The 19,851-nt window shown below is 43.6% G+C and carries 18 protein-coding genes; 5 read left to right on the top strand and 13 right to left on the bottom strand.

Annotated elements, in window-relative coordinates:
• Positions 1 to 261 precede the first annotated feature (261 nt).
• Together U1P77_RS12190 and U1P77_RS12185 are read left to right on the top strand one after the other, a co-directional pair.
• The gene (locus U1P77_RS12190; protein ID WP_321155237.1) at positions 262 to 1,116 is read left to right on the top strand and encodes a hypothetical protein; all 855 of its coding nucleotides are present in this window, start codon (positions 262 to 264) and stop codon (positions 1,114 to 1,116) included.
• A 468-nt stretch (positions 1,117 to 1,584) separates the two neighbouring features.
• Complete coding sequence (locus U1P77_RS12185) at positions 1,585 to 1,947, top strand: hypothetical protein (protein ID WP_321155236.1); 363 nt, start codon at positions 1,585 to 1,587, stop codon at positions 1,945 to 1,947.
• Positions 1,948 to 2,246: 299 nt separating this feature from the next.
• On the opposite strand, the gene U1P77_RS12180 is transcribed toward U1P77_RS12185, so the two are convergent.
• Positions 2,247 to 4,775: a helix-hairpin-helix domain-containing protein gene (locus U1P77_RS12180; protein WP_321155235.1), complete on the bottom strand. Its 2,529-nt coding sequence runs from the start codon at positions 4,773 to 4,775 to the stop codon at positions 2,247 to 2,249.
• Between the two features lie 492 nt (positions 4,776 to 5,267).
• Between U1P77_RS12180 and ompR the strand changes: the two genes are divergently transcribed.
• Both ompR and U1P77_RS12170 read left to right on the top strand, forming a co-directional pair.
• Positions 5,268 to 6,032, top strand: coding sequence for an osmolarity response regulator transcription factor OmpR (gene ompR, locus U1P77_RS12175; RefSeq protein ID WP_321155234.1), 765 nt, complete (start codon positions 5,268 to 5,270; stop codon positions 6,030 to 6,032).
• Between the two features lie 69 nt (positions 6,033 to 6,101).
• Positions 6,102 to 7,370, top strand: coding sequence for a CobW family GTP-binding protein (locus tag U1P77_RS12170; RefSeq protein ID WP_321155233.1), 1,269 nt, complete (start codon positions 6,102 to 6,104; stop codon positions 7,368 to 7,370).
• 82 nt (positions 7,371 to 7,452) lie between these two features.
• Here the strand turns inward: U1P77_RS12170 and U1P77_RS12165 are convergent, their stop codons facing one another.
• The 4 genes from U1P77_RS12165 to ubiG form a co-directional block, all read right to left on the bottom strand.
• Entirely contained in the window at positions 7,453 to 7,719 is a 267-nt protein-coding gene (locus U1P77_RS12165) for a DksA/TraR family C4-type zinc finger protein (RefSeq protein WP_201554259.1), read from the bottom strand.
• 152 nt (positions 7,720 to 7,871) lie between these two features.
• Positions 7,872 to 8,723 carry a YciK family oxidoreductase gene (locus U1P77_RS12160; protein ID WP_321155232.1) on the bottom strand — a complete coding sequence of 284 codons (852 nt, stop codon included), beginning with the start codon at positions 8,721 to 8,723 and terminating at the stop codon, positions 7,872 to 7,874.
• A gap of 43 nt (positions 8,724 to 8,766) precedes the next feature.
• Positions 8,767 to 9,477, bottom strand: a complete 711-nt coding sequence (locus tag U1P77_RS12155) for an HAD family hydrolase (protein WP_321155231.1) — start codon at positions 9,475 to 9,477, stop codon at positions 8,767 to 8,769.
• 69 nt (positions 9,478 to 9,546) lie between these two features.
• Positions 9,547 to 10,374, bottom strand: coding sequence for a bifunctional 2-polyprenyl-6-hydroxyphenol methylase/3-demethylubiquinol 3-O-methyltransferase UbiG (gene ubiG, locus U1P77_RS12150; RefSeq protein WP_414479015.1), 828 nt, complete (start codon positions 10,372 to 10,374; stop codon positions 9,547 to 9,549).
• Between the two features lie 409 nt (positions 10,375 to 10,783).
• On the opposite strand from ubiG, the gene U1P77_RS12145 reads away from it, so the two are divergent.
• Positions 10,784 to 11,404 (top strand): thiol:disulfide interchange protein DsbA/DsbL, encoded by a 621-nt coding sequence (locus tag U1P77_RS12145; RefSeq protein WP_321155230.1) that lies wholly within the window; start codon positions 10,784 to 10,786, stop codon positions 11,402 to 11,404.
• Positions 11,405 to 11,511: 107 nt separating this feature from the next.
• Here the strand turns inward: U1P77_RS12145 and yjgA are convergent, their stop codons facing one another.
• The 8 genes from yjgA to mazG form a co-directional block, all read right to left on the bottom strand.
• Positions 11,512 to 12,021, bottom strand: coding sequence for a ribosome biogenesis factor YjgA (gene yjgA, locus U1P77_RS12140; protein ID WP_321155229.1), 510 nt, complete (start codon positions 12,019 to 12,021; stop codon positions 11,512 to 11,514).
• A gap of 49 nt (positions 12,022 to 12,070) precedes the next feature.
• On the bottom strand, positions 12,071 to 13,006 hold the full coding sequence (gene rapZ / locus U1P77_RS12135) for an RNase adapter RapZ (RefSeq protein ID WP_414479094.1): 936 nt from the start codon (positions 13,004 to 13,006) through the stop codon (positions 12,071 to 12,073).
• Between the two features lie 96 nt (positions 13,007 to 13,102).
• Positions 13,103 to 13,981: a pantoate--beta-alanine ligase gene (panC, locus tag U1P77_RS12130; protein ID WP_321155227.1), complete on the bottom strand. Its 879-nt coding sequence runs from the start codon at positions 13,979 to 13,981 to the stop codon at positions 13,103 to 13,105.
• A gap of 89 nt (positions 13,982 to 14,070) precedes the next feature.
• Positions 14,071 to 14,871 carry a 3-methyl-2-oxobutanoate hydroxymethyltransferase gene (panB, locus tag U1P77_RS12125; RefSeq protein WP_321155226.1) on the bottom strand — a complete coding sequence of 267 codons (801 nt, stop codon included), beginning with the start codon at positions 14,869 to 14,871 and terminating at the stop codon, positions 14,071 to 14,073.
• A 142-nt stretch (positions 14,872 to 15,013) separates the two neighbouring features.
• Complete coding sequence (gene folK, locus U1P77_RS12120; protein WP_321156694.1) at positions 15,014 to 15,577, bottom strand: 2-amino-4-hydroxy-6-hydroxymethyldihydropteridine diphosphokinase; 564 nt, start codon at positions 15,575 to 15,577, stop codon at positions 15,014 to 15,016.
• 103 nt (positions 15,578 to 15,680) lie between these two features.
• Positions 15,681 to 18,017, bottom strand: coding sequence for a polynucleotide adenylyltransferase PcnB (pcnB, locus tag U1P77_RS12115; RefSeq protein ID WP_321155225.1), 2,337 nt, complete (start codon positions 18,015 to 18,017; stop codon positions 15,681 to 15,683).
• A 514-nt stretch (positions 18,018 to 18,531) separates the two neighbouring features.
• Positions 18,532 to 18,831, bottom strand: coding sequence for a ComEA family DNA-binding protein (locus tag U1P77_RS12110; RefSeq protein ID WP_414479093.1), 300 nt, complete (start codon positions 18,829 to 18,831; stop codon positions 18,532 to 18,534).
• A gap of 112 nt (positions 18,832 to 18,943) precedes the next feature.
• Positions 18,944 to 19,834 (bottom strand): nucleoside triphosphate pyrophosphohydrolase, encoded by an 891-nt coding sequence (gene mazG / locus U1P77_RS12105; protein WP_321155223.1) that lies wholly within the window; start codon positions 19,832 to 19,834, stop codon positions 18,944 to 18,946.
• Positions 19,835 to 19,851: the final 17 nt, after the last annotated feature.

Here is a 19,851-nt window from a genome sequence, read left to right as displayed (position 1 = left end):
AGCTACACATTCCCAGCCTAATGTCACAGCGATATTAAGACCACTAAAGTAAGATTACAGATAGATTAGGGTGCTATTTATCACAACACTGGTTACTTTATAGCAATATTTACATAAGATACAAAAAATCTCATGAGAAATGAAATAAAGTTAAATAACAAATCAATTAAGAATAAATAACACCAAAGAAATAATGGCGGTTTAATTTAGAAAAGAATCACTCAAAGTAAAAACTCCCTCCCTAATTAAAAGGAAAATACGATGAAATTGAATGTATTAACAGCCGCAGTATTAACTTCTGGAATTGCTATGTTTGCTAGTAATGCGAATGCTGGCATGACTACAGATAAACAGGGCAACGTGGGCTACGATAGCTATGACGAATGCGTCATGGCGGTCAAAGATGGCTCAGCTAAATTCTACACTCCTTATACTTACCAGAAGCCAATGCGCCGCGCTGGTGAAGCCACTGTCAAAAAAATGCGCTTGTCCGAGGTCATGATTCCGCAGAATGTGGTGAACAGCAATAATCTAAGCACGGCTGATTATGCAGCTGGTGCTTGCGATTTAGGCGTGGGTCAATCAAATGGTCGTTATGGAGTATCAGGTGCGCTCGTTGGCAAGTACGTGCCTATTGCCGCTGACATGCCAGTTAACGTTTATATGGATAGCGATGGCAACCCTGTACGTCTAAGTATGCAGCAGTGCGATAACCATTTCGGTGATAAATTCCCAACTCCGATTATCAGCGAAGTTCAAACTTCAGAAGTCCCAGCCCCAGATGCCCAAGTAGCTATCGTTGAAGATCGTAGTGTTGAGCCTATCGTGATGGAAACCAATCGCGTTATCCGTCCTGCTAAATATCGCGTCAAAGAGGTTATTATTGCCCCTGAAGACCAAGTTAAACGCTTTGACACCACCGCTGGTACGGCTGTAGCCGTAGAATCTAGCGCCGATCGTACGGTCATCGTTGGTCAAGAAGCGGATGAAGACGTTCTTGATAATACAGAAATAGATCAAACCTTCCCAGTGATTCGTGTGCCTAACAACGACGTCCAAGAACAATTTATTGATTCAGACATGGACGAAAATATGATGGAAGAAACTGAGAAATAAGACAGTGCTATTAACTCCTGCTGTTAGGTATTGATAATAAATACTCAAGGTAGAAGTAGCATAAAAATGCAGTGGTTCATGCGTGAATTCTTGAAGCTAAAACTTCAAGTTATAAGAAGGAAGGCTAAGAGTGAGGACATTGCATAATGCTACGTAAAAACATTAAGCTGTTAGATTGTTAATCTATGTACTACTGAACTATCAAGGTGTTAGTTGGTATTCTTGCGTTCAGAAGTTATAACTGACTTAGATTGGCTTATTAACACTCTTTGTTCGAATCGATTATGATAATCGCTATGATGGTTATCATGATTTTATTTTGTCTATACGTTATTCGTTAAATATACTACATATATATATTCAAAATTATAAATAAATTCGTGCTAAAAGCAATAACGTTAAATTATTCGTTAAGTTTAAGAGTATTTTAAACTGGCACTTTAAATCTGTAAATCAAGGAATCAATTAATGCAAAAATGTACTTTACCTTTATCGCTACTCATTGGCGCCGCGCTTACTATTCCGAGTTTAGCAATGGCAGCACCTGCTGATACTAATGATATTACACCAGTGGATATAACTACTACGACTGCTAACAATACGCTTGAGACTGAAGTCGAAAGTACTGAGGGTGAATTACCATCAACCCAACCCAGTGCGTTTGAGATTAGTGAAACTAAAACTATATCACTTGCACGCATTAGTAATAAAAAAGAAGAATTGGCTACTAAGGTAGAAGCTGTACAAGACTCACAACAAAACATGCAAGATTCACAACACAACATGCAAGATCCACAAGATTCTATGCAACCGCAACCACTGATTAGATAACTTAGCAAACTCGGTTCCCAGCAATTATCGGTGGCGCTAATGGTAATAATTTAACATCTGCTGACGAGCATATTAAAGCCCGCTTTTAACGCTATAAGAAAAAATAAAAAGTTATTACTGTTTACTACTATAAGTTAGCAACCATGCGAAACCTTTCCTCGCAAAATAGCTTTTAAATAGATATTTTAAACTAAAAAAAGGCAGCCCAATGGCTGCCTTTTTTGTTATTGTTTATTGCAACTGAGCATTTCAGAAATTGATACACCCAATTACTTCTTAGCTGACTATTTCTTAATTAGTTATTTCTTAGCTTTACTGACACCCGCTTCTTTTAATAGCGCGCCAAGAGTACCCATTTTAATCGGAGCTTCTGCTTTTGGCTTCGGTGCTTTACTACGATTATCCGTAGCGCTTGAACTGCCTTTATCGGCTCTATCTTGACGCTTAGGACGTGGCGGGCGTTTATCAGCATCGGGACGACTATTACGCGGACGGTTAGATTTGTCATCGTTGCTGCTATTTTCTGCAGCAGTTTTAGCTGGCGTGCGTGCTGGTTTTGCGGCTTCTGGTTTCATACTAAAGCCAATACGACCGCGCTTCTCATCAATAGCAATCACCCGTACGGAGATGATATCACCTGGCTTCACACGGTTCATGGGGTCAGCGACAAAGTCATTGGCCATTTGTGAGATATGTACCAAGCCATCTTGATGAACGCCCACATCGACGAAACAACCAAAGGCCGTCACATTGGTGACCACACCCTCTAACATCATGCCCTCGGAGAGGTCTTTGATGCTATTCACATCATCACGGAAATTAGCCGTTTTAAACTCGGGACGTGGATCACGCGCTGGTTTGGCCAACTCTTCTATGATGGCTTTGATACTGATATTGTCATCATTGATAGCTAGAGTAGTAGTATCGATGCTATTAAGCACGCCATCGTTACCCAGTACTTCAGTTAAACCTTTGCCAGATTGCGCTAGTAAGCTAGCAACCAAGGCATAGCTTTCTGGATGGACGCCAGTGGCATCAAGTGGATTACTGCCATCGTGGACACGTAAGAAACCAGCGGCTTGCTCAAAGGTTTTAACCCCTAAGCGCGGCACGTCTTTAAGTGCTTCACGGCTAGCAAATGCCCCATGCTCTTTACGATAGGTAACGATTTGCTGAGCGACATTGCGATTCAGACCGGCAATGTGTGCCAAGATTGCAGGACTGGCAGTATTCACATCAACGCCAACCGCGTTTACGCTGTCTTGAGTGACTTTATCAAGGCTATCAGCCAATTGAGTTTGGTTGACGTCATGCTGATATTGACCAACGCCGATGGCTTTTGGATCGACTTTAACCAGCTCTGATAAGGGATCTTGTAGACGGCGAGCAATAGAGACCGCCCCACGTACGGAGACATCCAAATTCGCTAGCTCATCACTAGCAAGTTCACTAGCTGAATAGACTGATGCGCCTGATTCGTTAACGATAACGGCTTTGGCAGTTAGGTCTTCATTAGCTGCCAAAATCTCTTTAACCATCGCATCCGTTTCGCGGCTGGCGGTACCATTACCGATAGCCACTAAATCGACGTTATAAGTGCTGAGCAATTTATCAATAACCGTTTTAGCTTCTTCCATTTTATTATCAGGCGCAAATGGATAAACCGTGGCTACTACTGGCTTTTCAGCGCTATCAAGCATGACATGACCTTGCGCATCGACTATGGCCATTTTTACGCCATGACGGATACCAGGATCTACGCCCAAGATAACTTTACGGCCAGCAGGCGCTGACATCAATAAATGCTGTAAATTATTAGCAAACACATCGATGGCATCGGCTTCTGCGGTTAGACGTTTTTCAGTCAATAAGCGATGCTCAATATGCGGACGCCACTTATCTTTCCACAGGCTGCTAGCAGCTTCTACTAAAAACTCACGACGGGCATCAGGTGCTTTGATCGTGACATCGAAATGGTTAATAACTTTATCAATGAATGGCGTATCTTCGCCTTCAATTTTTAGCCCCAAGACATTTTCTTGGCGACCGCGTAGCATGGCAAGCAAACGATGGTTTGGTAAACGCGCAAGGCCTTCGCTATGCTCAAAGTAGTCTTTAAACTTCTCGCCCACTTCGCGCTTCTCGTCACTGGCAACCGTTGAGATAATATTGGCAGTCTTAGCAAATCCCGCTCGCAAGTTATCGAGTAGATCCAATGCCTGAGTCCATTCATCGACGATAATGGCTTGCACGCCAGCCAGTTGCTTGTCAATATCGCTAAAGTCGACCTCAATTTCATTACCGCTATCATCAGTTATATTAGACTGGACTTGATAATCCACCAACGCATCTGTCGGGGTAATTTCTTGGGTCAAGACCACTTGAGCGGCAGCATCTAAGCCAGCGGCGCGTGCTTTGGCTGCCGGTGAACGGCGACGCGGACGATATGGCAAGTAGATATCTTCAAGCTCAAGCTTGGAGGTCGCATTATCGATACGTGCTTGTAGCTCGTCATTTAGATTGCCCTGCGTACTGAGCAGTTCAATAATTTTGAGCCGACGCGTAGCCATATCACGTTCGTAGTTAAGCGACTTCTCTAAGGCACGCAACTGGATATCGTTAAGGTCTTGGGTCTTTTCTTTCCGGTAACGCGCAATAAACGGAACCGTCGCGCCTTCATCGTAAAGTTTCACAAACGCATTGACTTGAGCAGTCTTAATGCCAAGCGCGCGAGCAAGCTTGTCGTGAATATTCGCGTGTGTGGTTGCATCTAGTCCCTGTGCATTTATCGAGGGCTGAGATGACGTTAAGGTATCAGTGCTACTCATATACGTATCAATCGTTGAGAAATGTAGCCTTGCATTATAGCAAAAGCTGCATGAATAAAAATCCTTTTTATATTTTCGTTGTTTAATACGGTTTTTATGGCGCAAATCGCCCTATATCGTCAGTTCTGCGCCCTTGTTAAACAAACGCATACAGCATTCATGCCTACGGGTGATGCAATTAGGGACACAATCTTATACACTAAAGTAGTAAGGTTACGAATATTAATAGATATTCGCCCGTTATACGGAAGTTGTGACCGATGTTTAAAATAATTAGCGATTAAAAATTACTGGCGTCAAAAAACGGGTAATAAAAATTAATACACGGGCGATTTTAATATTTATGGGTATATTTTCTTTTAAATAAATTTAAAATATTCAAACAAAAGCAACCTGGTCTTTACTTACTGATACTCACGGACTTATCATTTATAAATAGCTATAAACCGCCACACCCTCTGACAATAATAATGTTCATTAAAGGATTACTGTATGACTGAGAATAAAAGCCCCGATACCTTGAATCAGCGCATTTTAGTAGTCGACGATGACGCACGCCTGCGCTCTTTGTTACAACGCTTCCTAGAAGATGATGGCTTCGTAGTCCGTACCGCTCATGATAGCAGTCAGATGGACAAACTAATGCAGCGCGAATTGTTCTCCTTAGTAGTATTAGACTTGATGCTACCGGGTGAAGACGGCATTAGTATTTGTAAGCGTCTACGTGAAGACAATAGTGATATTCCGATTATCATGCTGACCGCTAAAGGTGGTGACGCCGATCGTATTGCTGGACTTGAAGCCGGTGCGGATGATTATCTGCCCAAGCCCTTTAACCCAAAAGAGCTGTTAGCGCGTATCAAAGCAGTATTGCGTCGACAGAATCGTGAGCTACCGGGTGCACCAAGCTATCAGCTGGAAGTGGTTGAGTTTGGACCTTGGACGCTTGATTTGTCTACCCGTACGCTAAAACGTGATGGCAATGTAGTGACTTTGACCACGGGTGAGTTTTCAGTACTAAAAGCCTTAGTTCAGCATCCACGCGAGCCATTAACCCGCGACAAATTAATGAACCTTGCTCGTGGTCGTGAATGGGGCGCGATGGAACGCTCTATCGATGTGCAAGTCTCACGTCTGCGTCGCTTGATTGAAGACAATCCTTCGCAAGCGCGTTATATCCAGACTGTATGGGGCGTTGGCTATGTGTTTGTTCCTGACGAAGCCGAACCAGAAACTGCTGCTGCGAAGACCGAATAGTTTTAGCTAAGTGTTTCTCAAGTTGTGACTATGTCCCTATGAAAACGTCGTCCCTATGAAAATATTTTTATGAACACGTCCTCAATAATCCAAAACATACCCTGCACACTTGTGACAGGGTTTTTGGGCTCTGGTAAAACTACAGTTATTAATCAATTACTCTCTAATAAGCCGACTAATGAGCGCTGGGCATTACTGATTAATGAATTCGGTCGTATCGGTATTGACGGCGCGCTGCTGGCAAGTTCGCAGACAGCAGGAGACACGCACAACAACATCGCCATTCGCGAAGTCAGCGGGGGCTGTATTTGTTGTACCAGTCAACTGCCCTTACAAATCGCCATTAGCCGTTTATTAAGCGAACATCGTCCACAGCGGCTCATCATTGAACCCACAGGACTGGCACATCCGCGCGAGCTGCTACGTCAACTCAGTGAGCCGCACTGGCAGACGGCTTTGAGCATGCAAGCAGTTATCACCGTGCTTAGCGGCGTGCAATGGCAACAAGAGAAGTATCGTAGCCACGATGGCTTTCAAGCGCATGTACGCGATGCTGACGTCTTAGTCATCAATCGATATGAGCAACTGAGCGCCACTTACCGGCAGGATTTGCAACAATGGATTGCGGCGCTAAATAAACAAGCGAAAATTATATGGGCAATGGCAGATTCTCAAACAGCTCCTGATTTTCAAACAACATCTGATTCTAAAATAACGGCTGATAGCTCAGACTTCATACAACTGTCGAACACTTACTTATCAGAGCTAACCGCCCAGCTTACCAAGCCCAGTAATGCCATCTCTAAGCAGCGCATAGCAAACATGACAGAGTCGCGCGTTAGCTTAACGCCAGCTAATAGCTTGATGTCGAGTGCCTCTATAAATACTAATAATGATATCGAGACCAGCTCTTCAACTAGCGAACTGCCCTATCGCTATCATGATGAACAGCAAGGTATGCTATTGGCGGGATGGCGGTTGCCTCCGCATTGGGTATTTAACGCTAATGATCTGCAGCAGTGGTTATTACAACTGCCGAATTGGCAACGTATCAAAGGTATCGTGAATACTTCTGATGGCTGGCTACAACTGAACTTTACGCCCGATAGCTTAACTATCAATGAAACCAGCGCACAAATTGATAGCCGATTAGAAATTATTTTACTTGCTGGCTCAGATAACAAATCAGATAACAAATTCGATAACAAAAACGAAGCCGTTACCACGGTAAAAAGAACCAAAGTAGAGCTTAACAACGAACACCAATCATCAATAGAATGGGAGCGATGTGACCGTGAATTGATGGCACTGGTTATCCCATCAAATAACCAGACATAAATTTAATAGAATAATTAGCACAAAAAAAAGGCTAGTGTTGAATATCAACGCTAGCCTTTTTTTATTAATCCATAACTACCTACTAACGCAATTGACTGTCTTTACTACCACGGCGATTAAACAACTCAGCCGCCTTTGCCTCTTGCTCAAGCTCAGTCTGACAACCAATGCAATGCTGAACTCCCGGCACTGCTACCCGCCGCGCTTCTGGTATCGCATTGCCACATTCATCACAAAACTCTGCACTATCGCCTGTCAATAGCGAGCTCCGTACTCGATCTACAGCATCATTGACTGTTGCATCCATCTGCTCGTGTTCTGCCCCGTCTCTTGACCATCCACCTGCCATAACTATATCCTTTTCAATTTATCAACGGCTTATTATTAATACTATAAAAGTCTTTAAGAACAGATAGATGGGGATAAATAATACTAATTTCAATATATAAACCTGCACAAAAAAAGCATTAGACATAGACTACCTATACTGGAATATTTCCGCTAGTCTTTTGGTTGTAATGCCACCACTTGCCCGCGCACATTAATACTGGCATCACTCATCAAGCAGACATAGCCTGCCATGATATCTTCTGGTGTTTTAAGGCTCATTGGGTTTTCACCCGGAAAAGCATGGGCGCGCATGTTAGTGCGTGTACCACCGGGGTTAATACAGTTAAAACGTAAGTTGGTGGTATTTTGCGTCTCTTGGGTAAAGATATCGCTCATACCTTCAGTTGCCTGCTTCGAGAGTGCATAAGCACCCCAAAACGCGCGTGGATGAGTGCCGACTGTGCTGGAAGTAAAGACAATAGAGCCATGGGCAGCGTCTTTAAGCAGCGGTAATAATGCTTGAGTGAGCATAAAGGTAGCGGTAAAGTTAACCTTCATAACCTTGGCGAACATATCCACATCATACATCTCAAGCGGCGTCAGCTCACCTAATATTCCCGCATTATGCAAAATACCATCAAGTTGACCTATTTCTTTATTAATCATGCCCTCTAACTGCTGCATTTCGGCATAAGTGACACTCTCAAGGTTCATTGGCATCATCGCTGGCTGCTTGCCACCAAAGCTTTCGATTTCATCATAAACGTATTCGAGCTTGCTGCTGGTACGCCCCAATAGCAGCACGGTTGCGCCATAACGAGCATAATTTAACGCAGCAACACGTCCGATACCATCGCCTGCCCCCGTGACCAAGATAGTCTTACCCTCTAAGCAATTCTCCGCTGGCACAAAATTACGAATATCGTCATGGGTTAGAAGTTGCCCAGCATATTGATTCGCTTGTTGTTGATTGGCTTCCTGACCGGCATTTTGGTTATCGGTTTGATTAATACTGTCACTCATGGCATTACTCACTACTTAGGGTTTGATAATTGGGTAGGTTTACTTATAAATATTCGAATTTACCTGAGGATAGTAACAGCTGATTTAGTTGATTAGGAGTCTCGGTAATATACTTTGCACCCCATTTCTTCAAGCTTTTCTGATCTTCAGCAGGAATATAACCATAAGCGGCCAAAATGGTTGGCATTCCAGCAGCATTACCTGCATCAATATCACGTACATGATCGCCTATGTAAAGTACGCAACTGGCGGCCCCACGCGGTATACCAAGCTTTTCTAATGCCATATACATCGGCTCTGGATCTGGCTTGGTACGGGATACATCTTCAGGACAAACTAATACCGCACAACGCTCATCTAGCTGCATAATTTTTAACAGTTGCTCCGCTAGATAACGCGGCTTATTGGTAACAATACCCCATGGCACGCCCTTTTGCTCAAGTGTGGTAAGCACTTCTTCAAGCTCAGCAAATACACAACTGTCCACACAAATATCAGCCTCATAGTCATCCAAAAACTGCTGGCGAAAATTTAGCAACTCATCCTCGCTGTGCGTTAGCTCTCCATTGTGACGCAACATAAGCTGTACCATCGCTGATGCACCAGAAGACACCTGCTCACGGATATCTGCCTCAGAAGGCGTTTGCCAATTGTTTTCGCTACTCATTTTACCAATAATCCGTACAAAGTCGGCAGCGGTATCGATTAAAGTGCCATCAAGGTCAAATAAAACAGCTTTTACGAATTGGGCCATGGTATGTACTCTTATTGTTATTACGAATTCTATTAAGCGAGTCTGAGCCTTAATAGATTTGTAGTGGGTTTACGATAGTGGTTTTTGTACTGCCATCATGTAATTAACATCCACATTTTGTGCCAGCCAATAGCGTTTGGTTAAGGGATTATAATGTAGGCCAATAATATCTTGCCGCGTAAATCCTGCGCTTACCGCCATTTTGTCCAGCTCAGCTGGGGTTATAAATTTAGCATAATCATGGGTACCACGATCTAGTAAGCGCAGTACATATTCTGCCCCAACAATCGCAAATAAATACGACTTAGGGTTGCGGTTAATGGTAGACAGCACGCAAACACCACCTGGCGCGAGCAGCTCAAAACAAGCTTGGACAATAGCGTTAGGATCAGGCACATGCTCAAGCATCTCCATACAAGTCACCACATCGAACTGGCCGGCATGGGTCGCTGCTAGCGCCTCAATGGGACTGTGTTGGTAGCGCAAGGTGTTATCTAAGCCACTTTGGCTCGCATGGACGCTTGCTGCTTTTAGGTTCTCAGTACCGAGGTCAATGCCAGTCACATCAGCGCCGCGACGGGCCATTGACTCCGCTAATATACCGCCACCGCAACCGACATCGAGTATCTTTTTGCCAGACAGACCCATTTCTGCTGTTTTATCAGCGTCATTGCTTTTATAACCGCGTTTAACATTTTCTTCTATCCAATTGAGGCGTAGTGGGTTAATCTCGTGTAAGGTCGCAAACGCGCCGGTCTTATCCCACCATTCGCTAGCCAGTTTGTTAAACTTATCGACTTCGCTAGGATCAACATTGGTTGTGGTCGTCATTGCATTATCCATACTGCTGTTAGTTTGCGTGTCGGTAGGTTGTGAAGAAGATGCAGCTGAGCTCATAGCGTTTTCCCTTTAGTGTCATTATAGTTATCATTATGTCTGTCATTATAATTATCATCGTATACTGTGTACGATTATACGCTTAATATTAGCATGACAGCGGCTGCTTTGTCGTGAGCACATCGTGAGCGATTGTGAACAGCCTTGTGTGATACTTAGCTGTTATTCTTATCACTTGATTATCAGTCGTTTTATCATTAAAAATTATGGTTAAAGAATGGCTCTCATAAGGACAAGTAAGACACCCTAAATAATGTCTCACAGCTTTACAACCGTTAGTTAAGAATACGGTTCACAAGCACTACCATTTTACGTTATTATAGGCAGATTGCGCTTTATCGCTTATTACCTCTAAAACATAAGCAACTTCTTAAAAAACCTTTAAGTCTTCATACCTCAAGGAAAAACTATGAAACGTGCCATCGCATTGACTGGTCTGGCGTTCGCCATTGGGATAGCCAATATGGGCGCACAAGCTGCTGATTATGTCGCCGGAAAAGACTATCGCGTGCTGGATAACCCAGAAAAAATCAGCGGTGATGCTGTTATTGTCCGTGAGTTCTTTTGGTATGGCTGTCCACATTGTAATAACCTCAACCCGTATATGGAAAAATGGGCAAAAACCAAAGACAAAGACGTGGCCTTTTTTAAAACGCCAGCCGCGCTCAATTCTGTCTGGGAAGCCAGTGCCCGTGGGTTCTATTCCGCACAGCTATTAGGTTATGAAAATAAGACCCATGATGCGTTGTTTGATGCGATTCATAAAGATGGTAAAAAGTTGTTTGACCAAGCCTCATTAGGCAAATGGTATGCCTCAAAAGGGGTTGACCAAAAGAAATTTAACAGTCTTTACAACTCGTTTGCCGTTGGTACGAAGATTGGACGCTCACAAGCAGGTGCTAAACGCTATCAGCTATCAGGTGTACCTGCCGTTGTCGTGCAAGGTAAATACGTGGTAACTGGCGAAGGTGCTAAGGTTGTTAAGGTAGTGGATTATTTGGTCGACAAAGCCCGCGCTGAGAAAAAATAAAGCTCTATAGTTAGTAGTCTGTTAAAAATTTATTAAAAAAGCCAATCATTAGCGATTGGCTTTTTTGTGTTTATTGCTTTATCTATTTAATGGCCATACTTCAACCGTTACTTTAACTCGGTCAAAATAGCCACTTCACGAATATAGCTGGTTAAATCTTCTTGAGACTCTTTCATTAACTCGTCATCTTGCATATGCTTGGCGTATTCAATCCATAATAGTAACTGATAGAGGCTATTGCGTTCCGATGCTTTGTACTGCTTAACAAACTGCTTAAGCGTCCCTTCATCATTGATATTTAAACGTCCAGACCAACTTTCAATCTTAGAAACTTGTTCCTTAGGGAAAAAAGCATCAAACAAAGCTTTGACCAGTTCGTGACGGTTTTCTTCACTGATTAGCTTACCTACCCGTTTGGTTTGGCGGATACGCGCATTGGCACTGGTAATATCTGCCAAGGCCATCAACTCTGCCATAAAATAGTCACTGGCCGGGAGTTTTTTTAGCTGCTTTTTAGATAAGTTTGCCAGCGGTATCGACAGCGTTTGCAGGCGTTCGTGGGCTTTTTTTAGTTCGGTGCGCGAGACGCGCATGTCGTGTTCTGACCAATCAATCATAAAAGCTTTCCAAAATAATAAATAATAAAATAGACATCGCTCTCAGCACTTACCAGCGGCGCCTTTCACGATGCTTAGCAGCGACGCTCAAGCCTTGTGGCAGACTGCCCGCAAGCTTACGCTGTAGTTGTTCAGTAATGAATACCGAGCGATGTTTGCCGCCAGTACAACCAATAGCGACCGTCACGGTATGGCGATTGTTATGTAAGAATTCTGGTAACCAACGTGTTAAAAACGCGTCGATATCTCCCGTCATCTCTGCTACTTCTGGATAATCCGCAAAAAACTCACTGACCTCAGCATCCAGACCAGTCGCGCTACGTAGGGCAGGATTCCAATGCGGGTTAGGTAGAACTCTCACATCAAATACGAAGTCGGCATCAATAGGATTGCCATATTTGAAACCAAAAGATAATAGGTTGATAACAATCTGATTATCTACCCCAGTATAATCACGAAGACGTTCTTTTAATTGATGGATATTGAGCATACTAGTATCTATTACAATATCAGCCCGTCTAGATATTGGCTCCAACAGTTGCACTTCTTTTTTGAGAGCAGCAGGTAAGTTATAAGCGGTATTCTCGACACCCTCAGGGTCTTGGGCCATTAATGGGTGCACACGTCTGGTGGCATTAAATCGCGCGATTAAGGTGCCTTCTTGCGCGGTCACATACAGCACTTTAACCGCCTGCTTACCATAGGTCTGTTTTAGCGCATCATGGGTCGCTGCAAAGTTAGATAAATCGGCACGCGGGGTACGAATATCGACGCCAAGCGCAATACGACTAATGCTACTTTCACTTATGAGCTTTTGAGCGGTTTCGGGGACCAACGATAACGGTAGGTTGTCAATAGAGTAATATCCCAAATCTTCTAAGATATTCAACACTGAAGTCTTACCGGATCCTGAGCGACCTGATACCACTAAAATACTGAGGCTATTATCCATTACTTGTGGCACTAGCGTATGCTCTTGATCCATACCTGCTGCTTCCATGACCCATCACCTCAGTTTACTTTTAACGTCAACTTACTCTCAATTTCAAATGGCTAATTTAGCTTTATCAAGAAATGGCTATTAATGAACAGTAACCAGTTGGTTGTCTAATAAGCGTGCTCGACCCAGCCATGCGGCGACGACAATGATCAATTTTTGGGCTTGAGCTTGCGATTTTTCGGCTCTATTATTTACTATCGATTCTAGCTTAGCCGTTTTTACTTCAAGATAATCGATATCGAAGCCTACGGCAGTAATACGCTTACTAGACTCTGCTATCAGCGTCTCAAGATCTTGTTCAACATCCTTACTATCAATGAGCTGCTGTGCTAAATACTGTAATTCTTGATGCAATATTGGTGCCGCTTGTCGCTCTCCATCGCTCAAATACTGGTTGCGCGACGATAGCGCTAATCCATCAGACGCTCGGACAATGGACGCTGCAATAATATCAATCGGGTAACTCAGGTCACGCACCAACTGCTTAATAATCGCTAATTGCTGATAGTCTTTTTGCCCAAATATTGCCACATCAGGTTGGACAATATTAAATAACTTAGATACCACAATACCCACACCATCGAAGTGACTAGGGCGCGATTTTCCACATAGCTGAGTAGTGATAGCGCCAGCATGTATGGAGGTAGGCAAGGGTAAGACCGGATACATCTCATCAACACTAGGGGCAAACACATAGTCGGCATTGACCGTAGCCAGCTTGGTAACATCATCGTTGAGGGTGCGCGGGTAGCTGTCAAAATCTTCGCCGATCCCAAACTGGGTAGGATTAACAAAGATACTGACGATCACAATATCAGCATGCTTTTTGGCAAGTTTTACCAACTCTAAATGCCCGTCGTGAAGATTACCCATTGTTGGTACTAAAGCAATACGTTGCTGACTACGGTAAGGCTTCAAAGCTGCTCGTAACTCTGCGATATGATGATGGATAATGGGCATTATTGAGCCTTCTTCTTTTTCTATCTAAGCCGTTATTTTAAGCGACTATAACTAATAATGAATAACTAATAATAATTTATAAAATAAAGCTAGCTAAACTCGTGCTGCGTGCTAGGAAAACTACCTTCGCGTACTGACTGTTTATATAGAGCAAACGCCCCTTCAATACTGTGCTCAATGTTGCGCTCATCGGTCAAAAAGTCATGGACAAAACGTGGTACGCGGCCATGAACCATGCCCAACATGTCATGCATGACCAGTACTTGACCATCAGTATCAGCGCCGGCACCAATACCAATGACTGGCACAGTAACCGCTTGTGTTACTGCTTGCGCCAGTTCAGCAGGAACACACTCTAATACTAGCAGCGCCGCACCTGCTTTTACTACCGCCTTGGCATCATCAAGTAGCTTTTTAGCCGCCTCATCACCTCGTCCTTGGATTTTATAACCACCAAAAACGTTGACAGACTGCGGGGTTAAGCCAAGATGGATACAGGTTGGGGTACCTGCTTGTGCCAAAGTCGTAACCAATTCACATAGCTCACTGCCGCCTTCGATTTTGATCACCTGGGCACCGGCTTGCATCAGCTGACGACTATTAGCTATCGCCTCGGGCAGGGCCACATAGCTCATAAATGGCAGGTCAGCTAAAATTAAAGCGTGCTCGTTGCTACGGGCAATATTAGCCGTGTGATAAACCATGTCGGCAACCGTCACCGGCAAGGTTGAATTATGACCTTGTACCACCATGCCCAAACTATCACCAATTAAAATAGTATCAATCTGCGCCTTATCCATCATCCGCGCAAACATGGAATCATAGCAAGTCAGACAAGTAAACTTGGTACCGTCTTCTTTGAATTTATTTAAGGTAGATAAAGTCGTCATATGACCCTCAATAACTCGATTATAAGATGATTTAAAAAAGGTAATAAAATACGGTTTTGTAGATAACTGGTATAATTGATACAACTGGCATTACTTGTTGCATTAGTTACCAGTCATACCGCACAAAATATATCAATCAGCCCTAGTCTTCGCGCGCGAAGGTATTTACGCACGAATGGTTAGGACATTCAGCTGGCCTATTGTCTACAAGAAGCTTTAACCCTGTCCAATCTTCACTTGATGGATAAGCACTTATTGGCTTGCCTGCAATGAATATCTCGGACGCTAACTCACGTAGCGGTAGCAATACAAAATTGCGCTCAGTCAGTCCGGCATGTGGTATCGTTAATTGCGGTTCAGCAATCTTCTGCTGGCCATAAAGCAAAATATCCACATCAAGGCTACGCTCGCCCCAATGGCGAAGTCGTGCACGTTTAGCATGCTGCTCTAACTGGTGACACAATGTCAGTAGCTCAAACGGTATCAGCTTAGTTTCAAAACCAACCACAGCATTGACAAAGTCTGGCTGATCTTGTGGTCCCATTGGCGCAGAAGCATAAAATGAGGAAACACGAATGTCTTTTATACCCTCGTGCTCACGTAAACCCTCAATCGCTTGCTGTAAATGCTCAACCGGCGAACCCAGCTCATTAACCAGGTTACTACCCAAACCTAAGTAGCACATAACCCACTCGCTGCCAGTCATTTTCGAGTCACTGTCAGAACGAATGTCAGAGCGACTGTAAAGTTCACTGCTATTTGAAGGTTGGCTCATGGTTATTAATCTACTCTACGATTTACGGTCAACGTTATGCTTGATCAGTAACTGTATCAGGACTGGGCTGACGACGACGACGCTTTGCAGGAACGGGGCCTTGATTGGTTGTACCTTTGGTAGTTTTAGCGACCTTTTTCTCGTCGACCTGAACTTTTTTAGCTTGAGATTTTTTAGCCTGAGCTTTTTTAGTCTCAGTCACTTCATCAGTCTTATCAGCTTTGGCCTCTTTAGTCGTTTTTGCTGACCGTCTACTGGCAACTTCTTTAACAGGTTTTGACTTGCTATTAGTGTCAAGGTTGCTAGGGTCAGGGCTGCTGTTAGCTTTAGTCGCAGTAGTCGGTTTTTTCGACTGCTTGCTAGTACTAGCATTTGTATTAACATCAGCAGTTACTTTCGGTTCTGAATGTAGCTGACGACGGCGACGCTTATGCGGTAAGGGCTCGTTATTGCTACTCACCAATTCTGGCGACCTTGCTATCGTAGCTGCCGTGCGAGTGGTGTTTGCCTTAGTAGCAGAAGATTGCTTTGCTTTAGTACTTTTAGTATTAGCCTGCTGGTCTGTATTTGAGCTATCAACACCCGCGTCTGTTTTGTCACGCTGTGTCGATGCTTTCTTCTTAGCAGGTACCTTGTCGACAGCTGCTTTGCTCTTTTCAGATTGCACAGCTTTAGCATCTTTAGACGGTTTCGCTTGGTCCTCTGACAGCTGCTTTTGTAATGGAGGCACAACGTTTTCGTGCTCTATCACAAACAGTGGCGCAGCTTTAGGTAAGTTGCGTTGATTTGCCTTAGGCGCGCTACTAGCAAGTGACAGTTGTTGTAACTGGGCAAGCTCACTACTGTCCTGTTTTACCTGCTGCGCGTTTTGCGTTTGACCCCGTTGTGTTTTCGCACGAGAAGATGACTGCACTACTGCTGCGGTGTCCGGAGCGGTTTGTTTACTCGCAGCACGGCGGCGGCGCGATGGAATGTTCGATGGATCATTAACCATCATCGACTCATTACTACCACTATTATTGATTTGTGGGTCATTTTTATTCGCTTGAGCGTTATTTTCTGTTTGATTCACTGGCGCGTTATTATCAGTCATCTTTTCCTTTTGGCGATTGCGACCACGACCACGCTTATAGGCACCGCGGCGAACATTCTCATCGAAGTCATTGATAGCTTGCTGCTTCTGCTTTTCAGATAGAGTCTGATAAGTCTGCCACCAATCTCCCATACCATTGGTAGACTCAGATAACGGATGCTCAGCATCGCCACATTGCTCACGCAATAATAAAAAGTCGAAACCCGCGCGAAAACGTGGATGCTCGACAAGTTGCTCAATTTGCTTGCTACGCGGAGCGGCAAGTTTGGGCTGCAAAATCCAAATATCACGGATGAATTGTTCCGCAAATTTGGGAATCGCGGTCTTAATACGTTGGCGGTCAATAACTTTACAGGCGGCTTGCATCTGTCCTTCTGCGAATGGCAAGTTACGTTTTTTAGCCTTGTCTAATTGGTGGAGATAATTTTCCCACAATAAAGCAGCATAGAAAAATGCGGGATTGATACTTTTTCCCGCACCAATACGTTTATCGGTATTAATAGCCACTTGCTTGACTAAAGCGCTAGGCTGAGAAGGAGGATAAATGATTAAACTATCAATAGCACCCGATTCAAACAATAGCGGCAACAAGGGCACTAAATAGCCACCGGAAAACATCTTTTGGGTCTCATCATAAAGACGATGCGGCGAAATTTGTTCTAACCGAGCCCAATTATCCTTGTGAAACTGCTGAGACAGCTCTTTATCAAACTCAAAACCCAATTTAGCTTTAAAACGCAGCGCACGCAGTAACCGTACCGGATCTTCTTCAATACGGACCGGTGCATGACCTAGTAGACGAATTATTTTATTATCAATATCGTCAAGCGCGTCACAAAAATCGTGCACCACACCTTTTAGCGGCTGATAATAGAGCGCATTAATCGAAAAATCACGACGGGAGAAGTCTTGCTTGATGTCGCCCCAAACATTATCACGAATAATCATACCATCTTGGGTGGTATTAGCATCACTATTTGGCGGACCACGAAAAGTCGCTACTTCGATTAATTCGCGTCCTGAGTACACGTGTGCCAACTGAAAGCGGCGACCGATAATGCGGCAGCGCTTACCAAACACGTCTTTGATCTCATGCGGCTTGGCGTCAGTAACGGCATCAAAATCTTTAGGCTTCAGACCTAATAAAGTATCGCGCACGCCACCACCAACGATATAGGCATCAAACCCAGCTCGGGATAAGGTGGCAATAACTTCAGTAATGGAATTGGGTAATTCAGATTTATTCAGTTCTAACTGCTTGGCGGCACGCTCGGCCATGCATCTACTCCTCGCCGGTATTCTTAACCACCCCTGATTAACACAGCGTTTATCAGGCGGATGTACCCGCTAGTTTAACAAATTTTGCGCGGGCTGGGTGTGTTATGACATGTACTTACATGCTATTTTGTCAATATTAATGTTATTTATGGAGATAAATATCGCTAATTCAACGAATATTGTTAATTCAAAAAAAGTCTATAGTAGTAACCGATAAAACAGATGGCTTTTTATTAATCATGAGCGTTAGTTACAGTCGATCCAATTTAAAAACGATACAATGTTACTAGGCTGCTGGTATGAATTTTTTGCAGCATCGAAATACGCTTGCGAACAGCAAGCAAGAAAAATTTATACCAGTAGCACATTGGTATGAACAACTCTCTTTTAGCTTGAACTGACTATACCCGCCAAACGGTATTTGTTTAAAAATGGTATCTATTTATAAACGACATCTTTTTGAAAGCAGACTGATTATAGTTTTAGTAAATCTTAGCTCTAGTACTTTTATACTCTAAATATACTCATTCTGCACTCGCAAACGCGCCCTATTTTTCTCTAACGTTTTTGGCCCAATACCTTTCACTTTTTCTAACTCATCTACGGTTTTAAAATCGCCAAACATCTCACGATATAAAATAATCGCTTGCGCCTTACTGCTACCAATACCATATAACGAAGCCAATTCACCTTCGCTGGCGTGATTGATATTTACCAGCGCCTGATCGCGCGCTTGGGTCTGCGCAGTCTCTTGCGCCAATAAGTAATTATAAGCACTTTGAGCGTTATCAAAACAGGGGGCAGCTTGAGCCATACTGTTGCCAAAACCAAAGATAACAGCTAAGCATAGACTTATGCTCGCCAGCCAATTAAGGCTCGAAAACTTATTTTGCTGTGCAGTAAAAACGTCAGAGTTATTAATAGGTTCATTCATGCTGTTTTGCCGCTTCCCACAACTTATCCATTTCGGTTAAATTACTGTCTTCTAAACGCTTGCCAGCGGATTCTAATTGCGCCTCAATATAAGCAAAACGAGACTTAAATTTATGCACACAAGTCAAAGTTGCGGCCTCAGCATCAAGGTTTAATTTACGTGCGACATTAACTAAGGCAAACATACAGTCGCCCAGCTCTTTTTCGATTTCTCTTATATTGGTTTCGATCTCATCTTTTGACTTGTCTATCAGTTCAGCTTTAAGCTCACTCACTTCTTCATCGAGTTTATCCAGCGCCCCGCTTATCCCTTCCCAATCAAAGCCTAATTTCGACGCTTGCTTTTGTACGTCTTGCGCTTGCATCAGTGCACTACCCGCTTTGGTAACGTCTAATCGACGACGAGGCTTACCTCGTGCGGAGCGTTCCGCTTGCTCTTCAGCTTTAATCTCATCCCAACGCGCTTTCACAGCCGCCTCATCTTTGAGACTTTCGGCCTCGAACACATGCGGATGGCGGCGAATTAGCTTTTGCTGCAAGGTAGTCATGACATCTTCAATATCGAAACGTCCTTGCTCAGCATAAAGCTGACAATGAAAAATGACTTGTAATAACACATCACCAAGCTCACCTTTGATATCATCATCATCATCGCTCTGTACAGCCTCACCCAGCTCATAAGCCTCTTCGATAGCATAAGGAATTAAGCTATGATTGCTTTGCTTTTGATCCCACGGGCAGTCTGCACGTAAACGTGCCATCAATGTCAATAAATCATCTAGTTGACCAGTAGCTATAGGCGCACCTTGCGCAGGTTTGGGTGCTGATACGTTATGTTGTTTTTTGGGAATGGTTGTTAGGTCATTGTTATTTTGCGCGGTCATAATCGCTACTCTTATAT

This window comes from Psychrobacter sp. LV10R520-6 (assembly GCF_900182925.1).
GTDB lineage: Bacteria > Pseudomonadota > Gammaproteobacteria > Pseudomonadales > Moraxellaceae > Psychrobacter.
Note: the sequence above shows the minus strand (reverse complement) of the source record. Positions and strands in the feature narration are given on the sequence as shown.